This is a genomic window from Moraxella bovis (assembly GCF_002014975.1).
Taxonomy (GTDB): domain Bacteria; phylum Pseudomonadota; class Gammaproteobacteria; order Pseudomonadales; family Moraxellaceae; genus Moraxella; species Moraxella bovis.
On record NZ_MUXV01000012.1, the window covers coordinates 1 to 19,689 of the forward strand.

At 42.7% G+C, this 19,689-nt stretch carries 20 protein-coding genes, 1 pseudogene and 2 riboswitches; of the genes and pseudogenes, 14 read left to right on the top strand and 7 right to left on the bottom strand.

What is annotated here, in order from left to right; genetic code table 11:
- Positions 1–68 precede the first annotated feature (68 nt).
- Positions 69–488, top strand: a complete 420-nt coding sequence (locus tag B0182_RS03055; RefSeq protein WP_078273541.1) for a ClpXP protease specificity-enhancing factor SspB — start codon at positions 69–71, stop codon at positions 486–488.
- A 103-nt stretch (positions 489–591) separates the two neighbouring features.
- On the opposite strand, the gene B0182_RS03060 is transcribed toward B0182_RS03055, so the two are convergent.
- Positions 592–1,785, bottom strand: coding sequence for a hypothetical protein (locus B0182_RS03060; RefSeq protein ID WP_078273542.1), 1,194 nt, complete (start codon positions 1,783–1,785; stop codon positions 592–594).
- A gap of 178 nt (positions 1,786–1,963) precedes the next feature.
- On the opposite strand from B0182_RS03060, the gene metG reads away from it, so the two are divergent.
- From metG to B0182_RS14765, 3 genes are read left to right on the top strand one after another with little or no spacing between them, the layout of a single operon-like run.
- Entirely contained in the window at positions 1,964–4,033 is a 2,070-nt protein-coding gene (gene metG / locus B0182_RS03065; protein WP_078273543.1) for a methionine--tRNA ligase, read from the top strand.
- A 48-nt stretch (positions 4,034–4,081) separates the two neighbouring features.
- Complete coding sequence (gene dinB, locus B0182_RS14760; RefSeq protein WP_228157698.1) at positions 4,082–4,705, top strand: DNA polymerase IV; 624 nt, start codon at positions 4,082–4,084, stop codon at positions 4,703–4,705.
- Positions 4,623–5,162 carry a DinB/UmuC family translesion DNA polymerase gene (locus tag B0182_RS14765; RefSeq protein WP_228157699.1) on the top strand — a complete coding sequence of 180 codons (540 nt, stop codon included), beginning with the start codon at positions 4,623–4,625 and terminating at the stop codon, positions 5,160–5,162. The genes dinB and B0182_RS14765 overlap by 83 nt, the downstream gene beginning before the upstream one ends.
- Positions 5,163–5,228: 66 nt before the next feature.
- Here the strand turns inward: B0182_RS14765 and rplI are convergent, their stop codons facing one another.
- From rplI to B0182_RS03095, 5 genes are all read right to left on the bottom strand, one after another.
- Positions 5,229–5,708: a 50S ribosomal protein L9 gene (gene rplI, locus B0182_RS03075; protein WP_062498874.1), complete on the bottom strand. Its 480-nt coding sequence runs from the start codon at positions 5,706–5,708 to the stop codon at positions 5,229–5,231.
- 13 nt (positions 5,709–5,721) lie between these two features.
- Positions 5,722–5,949, bottom strand: coding sequence for a 30S ribosomal protein S18 (gene rpsR, locus B0182_RS03080; RefSeq protein WP_003657491.1), 228 nt, complete (start codon positions 5,947–5,949; stop codon positions 5,722–5,724).
- A 15-nt stretch (positions 5,950–5,964) separates the two neighbouring features.
- Entirely contained in the window at positions 5,965–6,366 is a 402-nt protein-coding gene (rpsF, locus tag B0182_RS03085; RefSeq protein ID WP_029102499.1) for a 30S ribosomal protein S6, read from the bottom strand.
- 132 nt (positions 6,367–6,498) lie between these two features.
- The gene (locus B0182_RS03090) at positions 6,499–7,005 is read right to left on the bottom strand and encodes a hypothetical protein (protein WP_078273544.1); all 507 of its coding nucleotides are present in this window, start codon (positions 7,003–7,005) and stop codon (positions 6,499–6,501) included.
- A gap of 90 nt (positions 7,006–7,095) precedes the next feature.
- Positions 7,096–7,416, bottom strand: a complete 321-nt coding sequence (locus tag B0182_RS03095; protein ID WP_029102497.1) for a YcgL domain-containing protein — start codon at positions 7,414–7,416, stop codon at positions 7,096–7,098.
- Positions 7,417–7,669: 253 nt separating this feature from the next.
- Positions 7,670–7,809, top strand: a riboswitch (glycine riboswitch).
- 23 nt (positions 7,810–7,832) lie between these two features.
- A riboswitch (glycine riboswitch) is annotated at positions 7,833–7,939 on the top strand.
- Between the two features lie 119 nt (positions 7,940–8,058).
- On the opposite strand from B0182_RS03095, the gene gcvT reads away from it, so the two are divergent.
- The 8 genes from gcvT (at position 8,059) to sat (ending at position 16,746) form a co-directional block, all read left to right on the top strand.
- Entirely contained in the window at positions 8,059–9,156 is a 1,098-nt protein-coding gene (gcvT, locus tag B0182_RS03100) for a glycine cleavage system aminomethyltransferase GcvT (RefSeq protein WP_078273545.1), read from the top strand.
- A gap of 186 nt (positions 9,157–9,342) precedes the next feature.
- Positions 9,343–9,723 (top strand): glycine cleavage system protein GcvH, encoded by a 381-nt coding sequence (gene gcvH, locus B0182_RS03105; protein ID WP_078273546.1) that lies wholly within the window; start codon positions 9,343–9,345, stop codon positions 9,721–9,723.
- Between the two features lie 111 nt (positions 9,724–9,834).
- Positions 9,835–11,040 (top strand): DUF349 domain-containing protein, encoded by a 1,206-nt coding sequence (locus B0182_RS03110; RefSeq protein WP_158079610.1) that lies wholly within the window; start codon positions 9,835–9,837, stop codon positions 11,038–11,040.
- 143 nt (positions 11,041–11,183) lie between these two features.
- Positions 11,184–14,027: an aminomethyl-transferring glycine dehydrogenase gene (gene gcvP / locus B0182_RS03115; protein WP_078273548.1), complete on the top strand. Its 2,844-nt coding sequence runs from the start codon at positions 11,184–11,186 to the stop codon at positions 14,025–14,027.
- Between the two features lie 115 nt (positions 14,028–14,142).
- The gene (locus B0182_RS03120) at positions 14,143–14,841 is read left to right on the top strand and encodes a hypothetical protein (RefSeq protein ID WP_078273549.1); all 699 of its coding nucleotides are present in this window, start codon (positions 14,143–14,145) and stop codon (positions 14,839–14,841) included.
- Between the two features lie 54 nt (positions 14,842–14,895).
- Entirely contained in the window at positions 14,896–15,135 is a 240-nt protein-coding gene (locus tag B0182_RS03125) for a hypothetical protein (protein ID WP_078273550.1), read from the top strand.
- A 41-nt stretch (positions 15,136–15,176) separates the two neighbouring features.
- Positions 15,177–15,395 (top strand): pilin, encoded by a 219-nt coding sequence (locus B0182_RS13815; RefSeq protein WP_323533754.1) that lies wholly within the window; start codon positions 15,177–15,179, stop codon positions 15,393–15,395.
- A 157-nt stretch (positions 15,396–15,552) separates the two neighbouring features.
- On the top strand, positions 15,553–16,746 hold the full coding sequence (gene sat, locus B0182_RS03130; RefSeq protein ID WP_078273614.1) for a sulfate adenylyltransferase: 1,194 nt from the start codon (positions 15,553–15,555) through the stop codon (positions 16,744–16,746).
- A gap of 47 nt (positions 16,747–16,793) precedes the next feature.
- Here sat and B0182_RS03135 read toward each other — a convergent pair whose 3' ends face one another.
- Positions 16,794–17,630, bottom strand: a complete 837-nt coding sequence (locus B0182_RS03135; RefSeq protein WP_078273551.1) for a transporter substrate-binding domain-containing protein — start codon at positions 17,628–17,630, stop codon at positions 16,794–16,796.
- A 278-nt stretch (positions 17,631–17,908) separates the two neighbouring features.
- Here B0182_RS03135 and B0182_RS03140 point away from each other — a divergent pair.
- Both B0182_RS03140 and B0182_RS03145 read left to right on the top strand, forming a co-directional pair.
- Positions 17,909–18,699, top strand: a pseudogene (locus B0182_RS03140) (transposase family protein).
- Positions 18,700–18,809: 110 nt separating this feature from the next.
- Entirely contained in the window at positions 18,810–19,688 is an 879-nt protein-coding gene (locus B0182_RS03145) for a ChaN family lipoprotein (protein WP_078273552.1), read from the top strand.
- The last annotated feature ends 1 nt before the right edge of the window (position 19,689 follow it).

The window sequence follows — 19,689 nt, forward strand, 5'->3', positions numbered from 1 at the left end:
TTGTTTTTAACAATACCTAATAATTTAACACTCATCAGTTCACTTTAACCAACAACAAGGACATAACCATGCTTACCCCAAAACGCCCCTACTTCGTTCGTGCCATGCATGAATGGCTAACAGACAACGGCTTTACCCCATATCTCATGACGGACGCCACCCACCCCCAGCTACTCGCTCCCACCGAATACGCCCAAGACGGCAAATTGGTGCTTGCCATATCTTACCAAGCCACGAATAATCTCTTGATTGACAATGACGGCTTATCATTTCAAGGGCGATTTGGCGGTGTCTCAAAAGACATCTGGATACCCATGCAGGCAGTGGTTGGTATTTATGCCAAAGAAGACCCCAGTGAAGGCTTTTTCTTTGATCCTAGCGAATATGACGGCTACACCCCACCCGATGACCCTGATGATATAGACGACACTGACGATGACGGCGATGACGAACCACCCAAAAAAGGCGGACATTTAAAATTTGTATAAATTCATTTAACAAATTAAAGATGACTTAAAAATAAAGGCGATTTGAAAAACAAGGGCGATATAATCACCGCCCTTGTTTTATTCTAAATTAATTTATTTTAATTTATTCGAGCACCCAATCTCTCATATTTTTTGCCCTTTTGATAATCGCATAAAGTATACCCACCAATAATAACACAAAAATTCCCACAATTATCGCCACATTAATATCACCGCTCTTGATATATTCAAAAACAAAAACCAATAAAAATAACGCAATCGGAGAAAATACATACAGCCCAAACCAGCCAATCACACTAATATAATGATAAATACCTGTTAAATCATATTCTTCCAAATCTGCCAATTCTTCATATTCACTCATTTCATAATAATCGTCCACTTCTGCTTTGGCGTGCCTGCTGGGTAATTTTGTTAAATAAGCAAAACCCACCACCAATAATAGATAGATAACCACGCCCACATAAGAATCCATAACAAGCATCACAAAAGCCAATAAAAATGTTACCACCGCCAATAAAATACATAACATCGACCAAGCAATACCACCCCCACCAATGCGTGCCTTGATTTGCTGTTGTTTTAATCTTTGAGCGGATAATTTGTCATGTAATCGCTGTTTATAATCGGCATTCTTTTTATTAAATCTATTATAACCCAAATCGTGTTGCCTTGTGTCATCTGCTGATTTTTCGGTATTATTGGCATTTTTAAATTTAATATTTAAAGGTTTTTTGGTTTTTTCTTTTTTATCATCTTCGATGATTTCAATATCTCGAATAACCCGTTTATTTAAAAAGAAAAACACCAAAGACGGAATACCGAATAATACCAATGACGTGATAAATTCATAGATTTTCTTTTGTCTGTCATGTTGGAATTTGGCAAGTTGTTCATTAAATTCATATATCTTTTTTCCGTCCACTTCCATATCATATAATAGCCCATCAGCATATAATACCGTTGCTGTTTGGTCTTTGTAGGCATACGCTTTTTCACATTCATCATAATTATCATCAGAGCAGTGTAATTTAACATCGCCAATGACAAAATAATGATGCGTGCGAGAGTATTTACCACCACCTATTCGCACATATTCATATTCGGCAGGTACGGTGGCAGTAACGCTGGATAATTGTGATTTGTCTGTAATAAAGTCATCTTGGAATAATATGCCTGAATTAATGACAAAGCCATATGTCAAAGCAAAAATGGGCGTGGTAAAGATAAATTGATTATTTCTAATAGCAAATACCCACAAATCAGCAGTAACGACCACACCACTGCATTTAACCAAAAGAACATGATTGGCGTGATACTATCGATAATATCCAGTAATTCTTGTTTTAGTGAAATAATCTTTTGCATAGGACTGCTCCCAAAATTTGCCCTATTATACCCTATTTTGTCATGGTTTTATCACGGCTTTTACGCTATAATAATCGCCATTTTATCATTTTCAAAACAGGTACATCATGACAGCCAAACGCCAAATTCTTGTTACCAACGCCCTGCCCTACGCCAACGGCTCTATTCACATGGGACACCTTTTGGGCTATATCCAAGCCGATATTTGGGTGCGTGCCATGCGGTCTATGGGGCATGACGTGATTTATGTCTGTGCCGATGACGCTCACGGAACGGCGATTATGCTCCGTGCCGAAGCGAACGGTATCACGCCCGAAGAGCAAATCAAAGGCGTGCAAGTAGAGCATGAACGAGATTTCGCTGGCTTTGGCGTGTCCTTTGAGCATTATGACAGCACGCATAGCGAGACCAACCGCAAGCACAGCGAAGCCATTTACCTTGCCAATCATAAGGCAGGCAACATCGCCGTCAAGCCCGTAACTCAGCTGTTTGACCCCGAAAAAGAGATGTTCCTATCCGACCGCTTTATCAAAGGCACCTGCCCCAAATGCAAAGCGGACGACCAATATGGCGACTCGTGCGAAGTGTGTGGCACAACCTACAACGCCACCGAACTCATCAACCCACGTTCCACCCTAAGCGGTGCAACCCCTGTGGAAAAAACGTCCGACCATTACTTTTTTAAACTGCCAAACTTCACCGAATTTTTGCAAAAATGGACACGGGATGAAGGGCGACTGCCTGTCTCTATCGCCAACAAATTGGACGAATGGTTTGAGGCTGGGCTTGCCGACTGGGACATCAGCCGAGACGCTCCGTATTTTGGCTTTAAAATCCCTGACACGGACGACAAATATTTTTATGTGTGGGTGGACGCACCGATTGGCTATATGGCAAGTTTTGAAAACTACTTGACCGCCCACCGCCCTGATGTGTCATTTGATGATTATTGGAGTCCCGACAGCACCGCCGAAGTGTATCATTTTATTGGCAAAGACATTGTTTATTTCCACGCCTTATTTTGGCCTGCCATGCTCACAGGGGCGAATTATCGCACGCCCACGAGCCTATTTGTCAATGGCTTTTTGACTGTCAATGGCGAAAAAATGAGCAAATCTCGTGGCACATTCATCAAAGCCGAAACGTATTTGAACCACCTAAATCCTGAATATTTGCGTTATTATTTTGCCTCCAAATTGTCTGATAAAGTAGAAGACAGTGATTTAAATCTTGATGATTTTATCGCCAAAGTCAACTCAGACCTTGTCGGTAAAGTCGTAAACATCGCCAGTCGTTGTGCTAAATTTATCAATACCCAATTTGATAATAAACTCTCCGCTACCTGTGCCGAGCCTGAATTGGCAAACAAATTTATCCAAGCTGGCGACAGTATCATCAAGCACTACGAAAGCCGTGAATTTAGCACCGCCATTCGTGAGATTATGGCACTTGCCGACCTTGCCAATCAGTACATTGACGACAAAAAACCGTGGGCGGTTGCCAAAGAAAACCCGAACAGTAAGGACGTCCAAGACATCTGCTCTGTGGGGCTAAACCTATTTCACAAAATCATGGTTTATCTGTCGCCTGTGCTACCGAAACTTGCCGAACAGTCCAAAGAATTTTTGAATGTGGATAGCATGAATTTTGATGAACGCTTTCACGTCCTAACGCATTCTATCAATGAGTTTAAGCCTCTTTTGCAACGCATTGACCCCAAAAAGGTGCAAGCCATGGTTGATGACTCAAAAGAAAACCTGCAACCCACCAACACCAAAAAAGCCCAAAAATCCAAAAAAGAGAGTAAGCCTGTGGAAGCCACCGACCAAACCGCCTTTATCGGCATTGATGATTTTGCCAAAGTTGAAATGAAAGTCGCCAAAGTGCTTAAATGCAATGCCGTTGAAGGGGCGGATAAACTATTGCAATTTACCCTTGATGTAGGCGATACTGATGAACAAGGCGAAAAGCAAACTCGCAAAGTATTTAGCGGTATTGCTAAGTTTTACAAACCAGAAAAGTTACAAGGTAAAACGGTGATTTGCGTTACCAACCTTGCTCCACGCAAGATGAAATTTGGCGTAAGTGAGGGCATGATTTTATCGGCAGAAAAAGACGGACAATTAACCGTTGTGCTATTGCCTGATAGCATGGTGGCAGGGGCGGTTTTGGCGTAATGTCTTGACTTTCACATCCTTGGCTAAGTTTCACTTAGCCTTTTTATCATGAGCTCTATTCGTAAAATCATCCACCTAGACATGGACGCTTTTTTTGCCAGCGTTGAGCAGAGGGATAACCCTGCCTATCGTGGCAAGCCTCTTGTGGTGGGCGGTGACCCCAATGGACGTGGTGTGGTCGCGGCGACAAGTTATGAGATTCGCTCCTTTGGCGTACATTCGGCGATGAGCTGTTATGAAGCCAAAAAACGCTGTCCCCACGCCATTTTTGTCCGTCCCCGTTTTGATGTCTATCGTGGCATCAGTACCCAGATTCGAGACATCATGGGACGACTAACCGACCTTGTCGAGCCATTATCGCTCGATGAAGCCTATCTGGACGTTACAGGTCAGCCCCATTGTGGTGGGTCAGCCACACTCATGGCAAACTGGCTCCGCCAAGCGATTTTTGATGAAACGGGGCTGACAGCCTCGGCAGGGGTGTCTTTTAACAAAATGCTTGCCAAAATCGCAAGCGACGTCAACAAACCCAATGGCATTGCCGTCATCACGCCTGACATGGCGGATGAGTTTTTGTCAGAGTTACCCATTGAGCGGTTTTTTGGTATCGGCAAAGCAAGTACCAAACGCCTGCACGAGATGGGAGTCAGTACAGGGGGGCAAGCTTCGTAAACTCCCCCTTGATGAGCTGGTTCAACTGTTTGGCAACAAGCGGGGGCAGTTTTATCACGACATCGCCCACGGCAAAGATGAGCGAGCGGTCAAACCCGAACGTGTGCGTAAATCCATCGGCACAGAGATTACCTTTTTGCACAATTCTAATGATGATGATTTTATCCTAGCTCAGATTTTCGGAGAAAATGAGAGTGCCTTTGCCGACCTCGGTAAGCGAGAATTGACCGCCCATACTGTTACCTTAAAAATCAAATACAGCGATTTTAGCCAAATTACACGCTCGGTTTCTGTCAAGTCCCCTTTTAAGCACAGCAGCGACAGCGTCAAGCCTTATCTGATTGATTTATTTCACCACATCCCCAGAGAGCTTCCCATTAGCTTGGTCGGGGTTACGTTCTCAAATCTAACTCATCTTGATGACATGGTAGAACAGCTTGATTTGTTTGACGGGTAATTTATCAAGTCAAAATAAAACCCCCAAACTAGGCAGCTCGGAGGTTATCTTATAAATGATGATTAATTATTCATCATCTTCATCAGTTTTGTTTTCACCGTCTTCTGACAAAATGGTAACCAAAATGTCAGCAGTGATGTCATGGTGTAGCTGAATGGTAACTTTGTATTCGCCCACTTGACGTAGCGTACCTTCTGGCAACTTCACCTCTGCACGGTCAACTGGCAAGCCAGAAGCGGTCAGTGCGTCAGCGATGTCACGAGTACCGATAGAACCAAATAGCTTGCCTTCATCGCCTGCTTTGGCACGCATGATGACATTCACGTCTGATAGAGCATCAGCACGTTTTTGGGCTTCTTGTAGTTCTTTGGCTTCTTGTGCTTCTAGCTCGGCACGGCGTGCTTCAAACTTAGCAATATTTGCTTCGTTGGCAGGCAGTGCTTTACCTTGCGGGATTAGGAAGTTACGACCGTAACCTGCTTTTACATCAACAGTCTCGCCAAGTTTACCAAGATTAACGACACGCTGTAATAGAATAACTTGCATGATGATCTCCTAATTACTTGTGGTTGTCGGTATATGGCAATAAAGCCAAATAACGAGCTTGTTTGATGGCAACAGCAAGCTGACGTTGATACTTGGTAGAAGTACCAGTGATACGGCTTGGGGTGATTTTACCATTTTCGCTGATGTATTGTTTTAGAAGTTCTACATCTTTATAATCGATGTGGGTAATGCCTTCTGCAGTGAAACGGCAGAATTTACGACGACGATAGAAACGTGCCATGAGTTATCTCCTTAATTATTCGCTTGCATTGTCTTCGCTCTCAGTCTCCTGAGTGCGGACATCATTACGGCGGTTGGCTTTGCGAGTACGCTTGTCTTCGGCTTCTTTTGCCAAAGGCGATTGCTCGGTAATCGCTTCATCACGGCGAATAACTAGGCTACGCAAAATAGCGTCATTGTAACGGAACAATTCTTCTAGTTGAGCCAAAGTCTCATCGTTACATTCGATGTTTAAAAGAACATAATGAGCTTTGTGGATTTTGTTGATTGGGTATGCCAATTGACGACGACCCCAGTCTTCTAGACGGTGGTTGTTACCGCCATTTTCTTCGACGATAGAACGATATTTAGTTACCATGTCGGCAACTTGGTTGCTTTGGTCTGGGTGTACCAGTAGCACCACTTCATAATGTCTCATAAGGACTCCCTACGGATTAAAACAGCCATTATCACAGATAACAGCAAGGAGATTGAAAATTGATTGATATAAACCAATCATTTAACAAAGTCCGCTATTATACACGAACTTTTTTATAAATAAAAGGGGAATTTAAGACTTTTGGGCGTTTTTCTCAGCTTCTTCAAGCAGTCGCTTTTGTTCTTGAATGCGTGCTTTTTCTTTGGCTTTGGCAATATTCACTTCAATCACACCACGCAAAACCTGCCAAATCGCCCCGACAAAGAGCAGAACAATAAACACCGCCAAAATCGGCAAAAAGGCACTGACCGCCCCCGACATGTCGCCCATCAAGGCACTGTGAGCCACGCCCGCCACCGCAGGAGCAATCTGTCCTGCGCCTGTCAGTGTATCACCAGGGGTCAAAAGTACCGCCACCGCCAATGCCCACAACATACCACCAATGGGGCGTGGAATAACACGCACCACAAAGATAAGCAAAAGTAGCACTAAAATAGACGCACCGACATACGCCAAAAACGGCAAATCATTATCTGGCACGTCCTTGACGAGATGTGACCACCAAATTACAAGCTCGGCAATGTACTCGCTAATGGTATCCAGTGGCAGACTTTTGACAAGATTTTTTAGCCAATCCATAATTTATCAATCACAAAAATAATCGCCCTATTTTAGCATATTTTTTGCCAAACTTCACAAATTTTCACTCAAATGCCGTCATTATCGTCATCAGTCATATTTTTTATCTTGCAAGGCTTTGGCACGGGCTAAGGCTTGCTGTGCTAGCACATCGCTTGGCGGAGCTTGCACATAATAGCCCTGTTCGGCAAGGCGGGCTTTGACTGTCTCAATATCCGCTTGGGCAAGTTTGGTGCGTTCTGCCAAATCCAAGTGCATGACAAATTGCCCCAAACCCAATTTAGCTCGTATGTCGGACGGCAACACCCCAAGCCAATCACGAATCTCATCGGTGTCGTCAGGATAATTCGGGCGGGCGATATAGACATACCAATCAGGGCTTTTTGGGAATTTATAAACATCACAGTGCATTTTTGTGCCTTAACATTACTATTTGATTGAAAAACTCAATTAGACTTCTTGCGATACTAGGTTTTCCGTTCGCCCTGAGCTATGCCTGCGGGTGGCGGAAAACCGTTATGGTTCGACTTAGCTCACCACGAACGGTTTTCTTTAATTCGGGGTTTCGCAAGAAGTCTATTGGGAAAACTCAATTTTACAAATTATTTTATAAAATTTGCAAATTTTGCTTGTAAATTGTAGCATTTTTTTTCATAATAAGAGACGTAAATTTTCAGGAGAGATTTTTTTGCAAGGTTGGTTTTTATTAAAACCGAGCGATGATAATTTAAAATATTAAGCGAAAAAACACCGAAGGCGTAAATTACCCTACAATCGCTCAGGTAAAAGGACTGAAAAATTTAGATAATTCAAAAGGTTGTAGAGTTATCACAAAATCTGGAGAAGGCAGGTCATGCCTACCGAAGGGAAGAAAATGCTTAATTTTCAATAATTTAGCATTGAAAATCTCAGGTAACAGGACAGATGGGGTGCTTAAAAATTGTTAAGTTTTGGTTTAATAGGCGAATTGCAATTCGCCCCTACACTATCGCCAAATTTTAACAAAACGATTTTAATTTATTGTTTTATAAGCACTTTTTAAAGGAAATCCAGATGTCTCTACAACGCACCCCCCTATTTGATGCCCACACAGCCACAGGTGGCAAACTTGTGGATTTTGGTGGCTGGGAATTGCCTGTCAATTACGGCTCACAAATCGCCGAACACGAAGCCGTCCGCACGGACGCAGGTATGTTTGATGTCTCACATATGCTCGTTACCGATGTGGCGGGCGACAACGCCAAAGCCTTTTTACAAAAACTGCTCGCCAACGATGTTGCTAAATTGTCCTTTGTCGGCAAGGCTTTATATTCTGGAATGCTCAATGACAAAGGCGGCGTCATCGATGACCTAATCGTCTATCGCATGAACGAAGACGAGACCGCTTATCGCATCGTCTCAAACGGGGCAACCCGTGAAAAAGACTCTGCTCACTTTGCCAAAATTGGTAATGACTTTGGCGTAACGCTCGCCCCTCGCTATGATGTCGCCATGCTTGCCGTACAAGGGCGAAACGCCATTGCCAAGCTCCTTACCGTCAAGCCTGAATGGGCGGAGAAAGTAAACGCTCTAAAGTCCTTTGTCGGTGTGGACTTGGGCGGTGACTGGTTTGTCGCTCGCACAGGCTACACAGGCGAAGACGGTGTGGAAGTGGTCATGCCAGCAGATGAAGCGGTTGGATTTTTTGATGAGCTTGTCAAAGCAGGTGTCGCCCCATGTGGACTTGGGGCAAGAGACACCCTAAGAATGGAAGCGGGTATGAACCTATACGGCAACGATATGACGGACGATGTCAGCCCACTAGAAGCAGGTATGGGCTGGACGGTGGATTTAAAAGACGAAAACCGTGATTTTATCGGCAAATCGGCTCTGGTGGCATTAAAAACCGCAGGGGTCAAAGCCAAACAAGTCGGACTGCTTTTAGAAGAAAAAGGCGTGATGCGTGCAGGAATGGAAGTCGTTACCGAAAGTGGCAATGGCATTACCACAAGTGGTGTATTTAGCCCAAGTCTAAACCAGTCAATCGCCATTGCCCGTGTGCCAGCTGGCTTTAATGGCGATGCCGCCAAAGTGATTATGCGTGGCAAAGAAGTGGAAGTGCGAGTGCTTAAATTGCCATTTGTCAGAAATGGTAAGAAGCAGTTTGAGTAACAAAAGGGTGTAGATACACCTTATTACGTGAGAGAAAAAATGCGTTATTTATCATTTGTCATCGTATGTGTATTTGCCCTAAGTGGCTGTGATGCCAAAGACCACTGTTTGGACTATGGCGGTTCTTATAACGAGACCACCAAACAATGCGAAAAGTAATTTTAACCCACTCACTAGGAGAGACCCATGAGTAATATCCCAAGCGATTTAAAATACGTTGCCAGCCACGAATGGCTAAAACTAGAAGATGACGGTATCATCACCGTTGGCATTACCGACCACGCCCAAGATTTGCTTGGCGATGTGGTATTTGTGGAATTGCCAGAAGTGGGTGCAGTCGTTGAAGCCGACCAAGAAATCGCCGTGGTTGAATCGGTCAAAGCGGCAAGCGATGTCTATGCTCCAATCGCAGGCGAAATCGTGGAGATTAACGAAGAGCTTGTAGATGCACCAGAGCTTGCCAACGAAGACCCATACGGCAAAGCGTGGTTCTTTAAAGTCAAACCCGCCAATCCTGCCGACTATGACAGCCTAATGAGTGCAGACGAATACGAAGAAAGTCTGTAATTAAATAAAAACAAGCGTAAGTTTTAATAAATTTACGCTTGTTTTGGTTATTCTGACCACATATTCAATTAAACTTGACAAACTTGAACTGTTATTATGTTTGGAGGTAAAATGAACTTTCACGACATTGGAGATAAACTAGAAAGTATTTGCAGACAGGTTTTGTTAAACCGCTGGCAAAATAGTCAAATTATTGAGACAAAGAGAAATTCAATTCACGGAATTGATTTTGCTGTAGAAATAATAGGTAATGGCATAATGATTGTTGAAGTCAAAAGTGCCACTGGCTCGGTCAGAAACGGTCAAATGGATATAGAGTGGATTAGAAAAAATTTAACCCCATCTTTCAAAAAGGCTCTACAAGAAGCATACCAAAAAAGATATTATTTGGGTTGTGCCACTTATAGAGTTGTTCAGGTTTATGGCGATAGAGAATACCACTTTCAAGACAATCAAGGTCAAAAATATCTTGTTAAAAACGCACCTCCAACTAGAAAAATTGACTGGAATGATTTACTAAATGATATTTTTCCCATAAAATCCAACTACGATAAATTGGATAGCGAATTATCTAAAATTGAAAGCGAATATTCTACGAGTTTGGTGGAGGCATTCGTTGGCAAAGAGATTGACTTTAATAAAGTTAGAGAGAGTTTAAAATTACTTCAAGGTGATATTCACAAAACAATTCTAACCAAAGAATTCAAAAAGAAATTGATTGATAGAGTACAAAAATCATTTGAAAAGGTAGGGGATTTACAAAATAAAGAGAAAGAAAAGAAACAACAAGATTGGCAAAAGCAACAAGAGGAAAGAAAGTATAATTATAAATTAAAGCACGATATTTGCTTATCTATTGAAAGTATTTCCACTTCTGATTGGAAAATTGCTGGTAATCGTATTAAAGAATTGCAACAAAAGTGGAAATCTATTGGTTCTGTACCAAAGGATAGAGCTGATGAAATCAATGATCGTTATCGTTCAGCTTGCGATAATTTCTTTCAAAAGCGACAAAGATATTTTGATGAACTAAGTAAAGAAAGAGAGAGAAAGCAAAAAGAGTGGGAGGAAAGACAACGAGAAAGACAAAAAGAAAAAGAAAGAAAACAGAGAGAATATGAGGAGAGACGAAGGGAAAGAGAGAGAAAGCAGAGAGAATATGAGGAAAGACAAAGAGAAAGAGAGAGAAAGCAGAGAGAATATGAGGAAAGACAAAGAGAAAGAGAGAGAAGGCAAAAAGAATATGAGGAGAGACGAAGGGAAAGAGAGAGAAAGCAGAGAGAATATGAGGAAAGACAACGCAATAAAAGGCGTTAAAATCTTTTGTGATATAATGTAGGTTGGGTTTTTGTTTTTCAACCCAACCTACAAAACTTACAAACAATTAAGATTTAATTCAAAATCATATTGTTAAAATATCATTTTCAATTAAATTTAACCCAACCCTAAAAGGATAAATTATGTCATTTAACACCTTTTCCGACCTATTTTATGAAAACGCCTTTGTGCATCGTCATTTGGGCAATAGCACCGATGAAGAACAAGCCCTACTGACTGCGGTAGGGGCAAAAACTTTGGACGAATTTGTGGATTCTGTTGTGCCACAATCGGTGCGTTTAAATAAAGCCCTTGATTTGCCCCCTGCAATGAGCGAGCATAACGCCCTAGCCAAACTTCGCACAATGGCAGACAAAATCACCGTTGCCAAAAGCTATATCGGTCAAGGCTATTCGCCTGCCCGTTTGCCTGCGGTCATTCAAAGAAATGTCCTAGAAAACCCCGGTTGGTACACCGCTTACACCCCTTATCAAGCCGAGATTGCCCAAGGGCGTTTGGAAGCCTTGTTAAACTTCCAACAAGTGTGCATTGACTTGACAGGAATGGACTTAGCAAGTGCGTCATTACTTGACGAAGCCACCGCCGCCGCTGAAAGTATGGCAATGGCACAAAGATGTAGCAAATCCAAATCCAACGCCTTTTTTGTGGACAGTCGTACCTACCCACAGACCCTAGATGTGATTCGTACCCGTGCCAAATATTTTGGCTTTGATGTGGTGGTGGGCGATTTTGAAACCGCCAAAAATGGCGACTTCTTTGGGGCGTTTTTCCAATATGTTGGCAAGGACGGCGATGTGGCGGACTTAACCGACATCATCAAAACCGTCAAGGACAACGGAGCGTATGCCATTGTCGCAAGCGACATTATGAGCCTTGTCCTACTTAAATCCCCTGCCCAAATGGGGGCGGACATTGCCCTAGGTAGCACCCAACGCTTTGGTATCCCAATGGGCTTTGGGGGTCCGCACGCAGCTTATTTTTCCTTTAAAGACAAAGACAAACGAAGTGCCCCCGGTCGTATCATCGGCGTATCCAAAGACGCACAAGGTGGCACGGCTCTAAGAATGGCACTGCAGACCCGTGAACAGCACATTCGCCGTGAAAAAGCAAACTCCAACATTTGCACAAGCCAAGTCCTGCTTGCCAACCTTGCAGGTATGTATGCCGTCTATCACGGGGCGACAGGGCTAAAACGTATTGCCAGCCGTATTCACGCTTTGGCGGTGGCGTTTTATAATGCCGTTAAAGGGGAATTTACGCCTGTTAGCGATGTGTTCTTTGACACGGTAACCGTCAAAACCGACAAGGCAAGCGAACTTGTTAAATCCGCCAAAGCCAAAGGGTATAACCTGTTCCACAAAGGCGATTTGGTGGGTGTATCCTTTCACGAATTGACCGATGAGAAAGAATTTAATGAGCTGTGCGAAATTTTTGGCGTCAGTGGCAATTTGGATAAGGTAGAAAATATCTTGGGCGACTTAAATCGCACCGATGAGATTTTGACCCACCCCACTTTTAACAGCTATCATACCGAACATCAAATGCTCCGTTATCTAAAATCGCTAGAAGACAAAGATTTGGCGATGAACCGCTCAATGATTTCGCTCGGTTCTTGCACAATGAAACTAAACGCCACAAGCGAGATGTTGCCGATTACTTGGGAAGAGTTTGCGGGTGTACATCCCTTTGCCCCTGCCGATGATACGGTGGGCTATATTGAGATGATTGAAAGTTTGCAAACGCAGTTAAAAGCAATCACAGGCTTTGATGAAATTTCAATGCAACCAAACTCAGGGGCGAGCGGTGAGTACGCAGGGCTTTTGGCGATTCGCCGTTATCACGAAAGCCGTGGCGATGACAACCGCACGGTCTGCCTAACCCCCCGCTCGGCTCACGGCACCAACCCTGCGACCGCCCAAATGATGGGAATGCAAGTTGTGGTGGTTGCCACAGATGAAAACGGCAATGTGGACTTTAATGATTTGACCGCCAAATGTGAAGAGCATTCTGCCAATCTTGGGGCGTTGATGATTACTTATCCGTCCACGCACGGGGTGTTTGAAGAAGGTATCCGTGACATTTGCGACCTTATCCACAAACACGGTGGACAAGTGTATATGGACGGGGCGAATATGAACGCCCAAGTCGCCATTATGCAACCTGCCGAAGTCGGTGCCGATGTCCTGCATATGAACCTGCACAAGACATTTTGTATCCCACACGGTGGTGGTGGACCGGGTATGGGTCCGATTGGTCTAAAATCGCACCTTGCTCCCTTTATCCCAAGCCATAGCGTAAACCCTGTATTTAACGCCCAAAACGGTCAAACGGCTGTTTCGGCTGCCCCGTATGGCTCGGCAAGCATTTTGCCAATTTCGTGGATGTACATCACAATGATGGGACGAGATGGCTTGTTGTCAGCGACCAAACAGGCACTTTTGAACGCCAACTATGTCGCCACAATGCTAAAAGACGACTACCCTGTACTCTATACAGGCAAAAACGGACGGGTGGCTCACGAGTGCATCATTGACATTCGCCCCTTAAAGGCGGAAACAGGCATTACTGAAACCGACATCGCCAAACGCTTGATGGACTATGGATTCCACGCTCCAACAATGAGTTTCCCTGTGGCGGGTACGCTGATGATTGAACCAACTGAGTCTGAGAGCAAAGACGAGCTTGACCGCTTTATTTCGGCACTCAAACAAATCAAGCAAGAAGCCCTAAAAGTACAAGCTGGGGCGGACGGCTGGACAGCGGACAACAACCCACTTGTGAACGCACCACACACCCAAGCGGTCATCGTGGGCGAGTGGGACAGACCGTATAGCCGTGAAGTGGGGGCATTCCCATTGCCCTATATCAAGGCACATAAATTCTGGCCGACTGTGGGTCGTGTGGACGATGTCTATGGCGATAAGAATTTGATTTGTAGCTGTCCGAGTATTGAGAATTATGAATAATCTTTTGGGTTGTTTGTAGTTTGAGATAATTGCAAAAGAAAAAAATGCCGTCAACTTGGGAAAGTTGGCGGTGTTTTTTAAATATAAGTGCGTTAATAAATAAGGATAATTTTTAATGGCAACCAAAAAAGAAATCAATCAAACCGCCAAACTTTGGCTGGAATATTACCCTACTTTAATACAATGGGGACAATTTTTAATAAAACGATATGATTGTTTGATTGTAGGTATTTGCATAGATAAAACAACGGATAAAACAGAATATTACCCAACATTTTTTATTTTTAATCTTTTCACAAATATGCCTTGTTTGGCATTTGCCTATTGCTCTTACTTCATTAAAAAATTTGTACCAGATAGCTTCAAATACGGAGTGGATATTAGCAGTGCCAATCAATATTTGGTAGAAAACACGCCTATTTTACAACACATCAATGAACGATTTACTTTTGGTGATTATATGGAGCATATCATTCATACTTTTAATAGTGAAAATTTGTATTATCATAAAAATGGCATTGCAGAAACTTACTTTGACATTTTAACCGTCAGCAATTATTTGGGTTGTGGCGACTATTATTTTTCCCATATTGAAAAAATGAAAGCCAATATGCGTTTGGATAAGTTTTCAATAGATATTGACAATTGGGAAAAAGAGATTTTTAATACAATCAATGGAAATATGGAAGAAATTATTCAAAAAAGAATGATTAAAATTGGCTTGCCACCTGAATTAGAAAATCATAAACTTATCTATCAAAATGATAAAATTGAGTTTATTGATAAAATCAAAAGTTTGACGGCTTTGTATTGAGTTTTGGGGTAATTGAGTTTATAATTTTTAAGGTTTTTTAATTAAGGAGCATTTATGAAAACCAACACCCTACTTGCCATTATCATTGCGCTTTTAACGATTTTAATTGGTTTATTATTTTATATGTTTAGCGGTCAAGCCGAAAAACGAGCCATTAACCACATCGAACAAGAGCTGAGTATTAAAAACGATGAAAAAATGGCACAGCTTAAACAAATCGCCTTTGACCACGAAAGCATACAGCTTGCCCAGTCCGTCATCAGCCATCTAAAAATGGAAATGCAAGTTATCTAATAGACAGGGGGCAACTACCCACATCGCTTGCCGAGCTTAATTTGCCATCCAACTGGACACCCAGCAGTAAAATCAAGTCGGTTACATTGGATAATCACTCAGTCGTTACCATTAAAATTGACAATGCCACCAGTAAAGGCACGCTGATTTATACGCCCACCATTCATCAAGACAGCTACATTGATTGGCAATGCACCACGCCTGATATTAAAGACATTGAGCGACATTTGCCAACATGTTCTTATACAGGCACGCCCTAAACTTGCCACATGAAAAATACGCCTATCTTTATCATCATTTGGCATAGTTAAATTGTGGCAAAATTCTATAAGATATGGCTACTTTTATCAACGTAGCCAACAGGAACTTAGCCATGACCGACCTATCCAAAACGAGCAAGCGTTTGGCACAGACGACATTTATAGCGACCTTGTGCCACCGCACGGCAGTCCCACCCTTAAACCCCTTGTATTAACAGGCGATGAGCTTGCCAACGCCCTACAAACTGCCGAAAATTTACCCAAAATCACGCTATCTAGCCGTGAGCGTGGCGACCTTATCATGCCGGGTATTGGCGGATTTACGCCCCTTGACGGCTTTATGGGGCAAGCCGATTATGAAGGCGTGATAGCGAGCATGACGCTCGCCCAAGGCGGTGTGGACGGCACTTATCGGGACGTATTTTTTCCCATTCCCATTACCTTATCAACCGACACCACCACCGCAAACACCCTAAGCCTAGGCGACAGCGTGGCTCTCGTGGACAACACAGACGCACTCATGGGCGTGCTGATCATTAGCGACATTTACACCCCCAACAAACCTGCCGAATGCCAAGCCACCTTTGGCACGACCGACCCCAACCATGTGGGCGTGGCACAGGTGCTGGGCAGTGGCGATGTGTATTTGGGCGGAAAAGTACAAGTGTTTAGTCAAAGCGAATTTCCCACCGACTACCCCGAGATTTACAAAACCCCTGCCCAGACTCGGGCAATGTTTAAGCAAAAAGGCTGGAAAATTGTCTCTGCCTTTCAAACTCGTAACCCCATGCACCGCTCGCATGAATACCTTGCCAAAATCGCCATAGAAATCTGCGACGGCGTACTCGTGCATTCGCTCTTAGGCAAGCTAAAAGCAGGCGACATTCCTGCCGATGTCCGCCAAGAAGCCATTGGCGTGCTGATTGACAACTATTTTAAAAAAGACACCGTCATTCAGGCAGGCTACCCCCTAGATATGCGATATGCAGGCCCCAAAGAAGCCCTGCTTCATGCCCTATTCCGCCAAAATTATGGGTGCAGTCATCTCATCATAGGGCGAGACCATGCAGGCGTGGGCGATTATTATGGAGCGTTTGATGCTCAAAAGATTTTTGATACCATTGACAAGGACGCACTTATTACCAAGCCCTTAAAAATTGACTGGACGTTTTATTGTCATGGCTGTGGCGGTATGGCAAGCACCAAAACCTGTCCGCACGACCCGTCCCACCACGTCAAAATCTCAGGTACAGCGTTAAGAGCTGCCTTATCAAATGGCGATGATGTCCCCGAAACATTTAGCCGACCTAAGGTGCTAGCGGTGTTAAAACGGTATTATCAGGGGGTGTGATTGGTTCAAATAAAAACGCAAGTCTAGACTTGCGTTTTTAGATATTATCAATATCTATTCTTGTTTTTTATCATAGGTGTTGGTGCTTCCACGCCGAACCACTGCGAATGTAGTTTTTGATATGTACCATTTTGATGCACATCTTGAATGCCTGCATTTATTTTTGCTATTAGCTCATCATTACCTTTTTTGGCAACTACCACCATATTATAATAATCAAAACCCTCGCCCGTACCATTGAAATTAAATTTCAAATTTGGTTGTCCCTTGGCATAATGACGTAAGATATTTTCATGAGCATAAACCGCCTCAACTTTATCATTCACCAAATCACTAAATGCCAAAAAACTGGTTGAAGAAAGTTTTAATGTTGGATTACCCTCCCCCTTTTTAGCTATTAATTCATCAGCAAAGATCGTATTAGATTGAACACCAATATTGTGAACAACCATATCTTCAAATGTATTAATATTGGTAACACCCTCTTTGGTTAAAATCGAATCCCTGCCATGTAAATAGGCATTAGATAAAGCAAAATCAGCATCCCCACCTGCCTGCTGACGAGAAATACCTGAAATCACCAAATCAGCCTCTCCGGTGTTTAATCTACCAAGCATGTCTTCCCAAGGCGAATTAATAATCTCCACTTTAAAGTTCTGAGACTGTGCAATCGCCTGAATCATATCCACATCAAAGCCGATGATACCGCCTTTTTCATCCAAGTACTCATAAGGTGCGTAATGCGGATAGGTTAAAACCTTATACACCTTTTGATCCAAATCATCTTTTAACTCTTCCTGGATTGATTCTGATGCATTGTTTTTGTCGCCACAACCCATCAACGTAAAAACACAGAGAAGCATTACCGTAAATAAAGATTTCATCAATAACTCCTTAACCAATAATATTGATCAATGAAACAGCAATACATTTGTTGCTTAATTACAATACAGTCTAATATATTAATTCTAACATATTCATACAATAAAACAATATAAATTTTTAGCTCCAATTCAAACGCACGCTATCAAGACAGTCATTCGTGGTGAGCTATGCCTGCCCACAACGGTTTTCCTGCTCGCAAGCAGGCTCAGGGCGAACAGAAAATCTAGTTTGGCATATTAGACCTCCTACAAAACCCCTCCCATGCTAAAATACCCCAATGAACTACGAAGCATCCACACACTTATCTGATGAAAAGTTTAAACGCTTAATTGGTGTTAAGCGAGAAGTCTTTAACAACATGCTTGCTTGTTTAGAGCAAGCACAAGCTAGCATACATCAAAGAGGTGGTAGAAAACTCAAAATTGGTATGCCCAATTTGTTAATGGCAACCTTGCAGTATTTTAAAGAATATCGCACCTATGAGCAGATAGCCGCTGACTTTGGCATCCATGAAAGCACCCTTATCCGTAAAAGCCATTGGATTGAAGACACACTAAGCAAGCAAGGCTTTGCCATTGCCACCCAAACACCCACCAAAGATGACATTGCGATTGTGGATGTGAGCGAAGTGCGTGTTAATCGTTCTAAAAAAACCAAGCATTGATGTATTCTGGCAAGAAAAAGCGTCATACCGCAAAGGTGCAATGTATCATCAATCACCACAAGGTCATCTTACAAGTAGACACCAGCATCATTTAAATGCATGACTTTAAGCTCTTTAAGCGAACAAACCCAAATTTAACAAAGGCTAAGTTTATCCTAGCAGACAGTGGTTATCAAGGCATAAAACACATACATGCTAATGCCTTTACGCCACTAAAAGCAACCAAGAAATACCCATTAGTACAAGAAGCCAAAGATTATAACGCATTATTGTCTAAAACACGGGTGAGAGTAGAACATATCTTTGCCAAGTTTTAAGCCTTTAAAATGTTCTTAACCACCTATCGTAAATCATTGGCAAGATTTGAACTTAGGGTAAAGCTCGTGTTTGGGTGGATTGGGTAGTTTTGCAGGGGGTCTATTATATAAAACGATAATAAAAATAATTATTATTATTGACATTTTTTTTATTATTTAGTAATATTCCCTATCTTAATTATAGCTAAGGCAGTTTTATGTTTGTTAGGGCGTGTTTTTTGATATTTTGTGCGTTGTATGAGGCAGGCTTTGGCTTGACAAACGCTCATGCCATGCATGATTTGATAAATCTCTCATCAAAAACATCAACGGTTTTGACAACAGGTCAAATCTTTGATAAAGCCAACCGCCCCATCCCTTATGCTACTTTTGTCCAGCGACTGGCAGGAGCTGACTATGTTATCTTGGGTGAATACCATGACAGTGTGCCTCAGCACCACTTGGCAGACCAACTACTTCAAGATTTGCATAGACAAAGACCACAAGGCAGTTTGCTCTTGGAGATGCTGACCGTCGATCAGCAAGCTGCCATTGATAAAGCCCGTCAAAATCCACCTTCCTTTAAAAAATTGCCCAAAGCACTTGGTTGGCAAAAATCATGGGATTGGGCGTTGTACGGACAAATTGTGGCACAGCCGTTTGAGTTTGGCTATCCTTTGATTGCCACTAATTTGACAAAATCTGAAGTTAAAACTCTAATGCAAGGGGCAGAACCGTTAAAAGGCTATCTTTCCACCAATGATGATATTAAAGCAATATTAAAAACCCGTATTTTAAAAGCACATGGCTTTGACAAAGCAGGGCTTGATAAAGCAGACGAAAAAATCGTGGACAATATGGTTGCCATTCAGCAATTTAGAGATCGCCGAATGGCAGAAAAAATCTTATCATCGCCAAAACCCACTTTGCTTTTGACAGGGAATTATCATGCCGAGCAAGGCGTGGGTATACCAATGCACTTGATTGATTTGCAACATGGCAAAACACCCTTGACAGGCATCGTGGTATTGATGAGTAAATCTATGGGTGAATTTGATGGTCAAGACGCTGATTATATTTGGGTGATTCAAGAGTAAA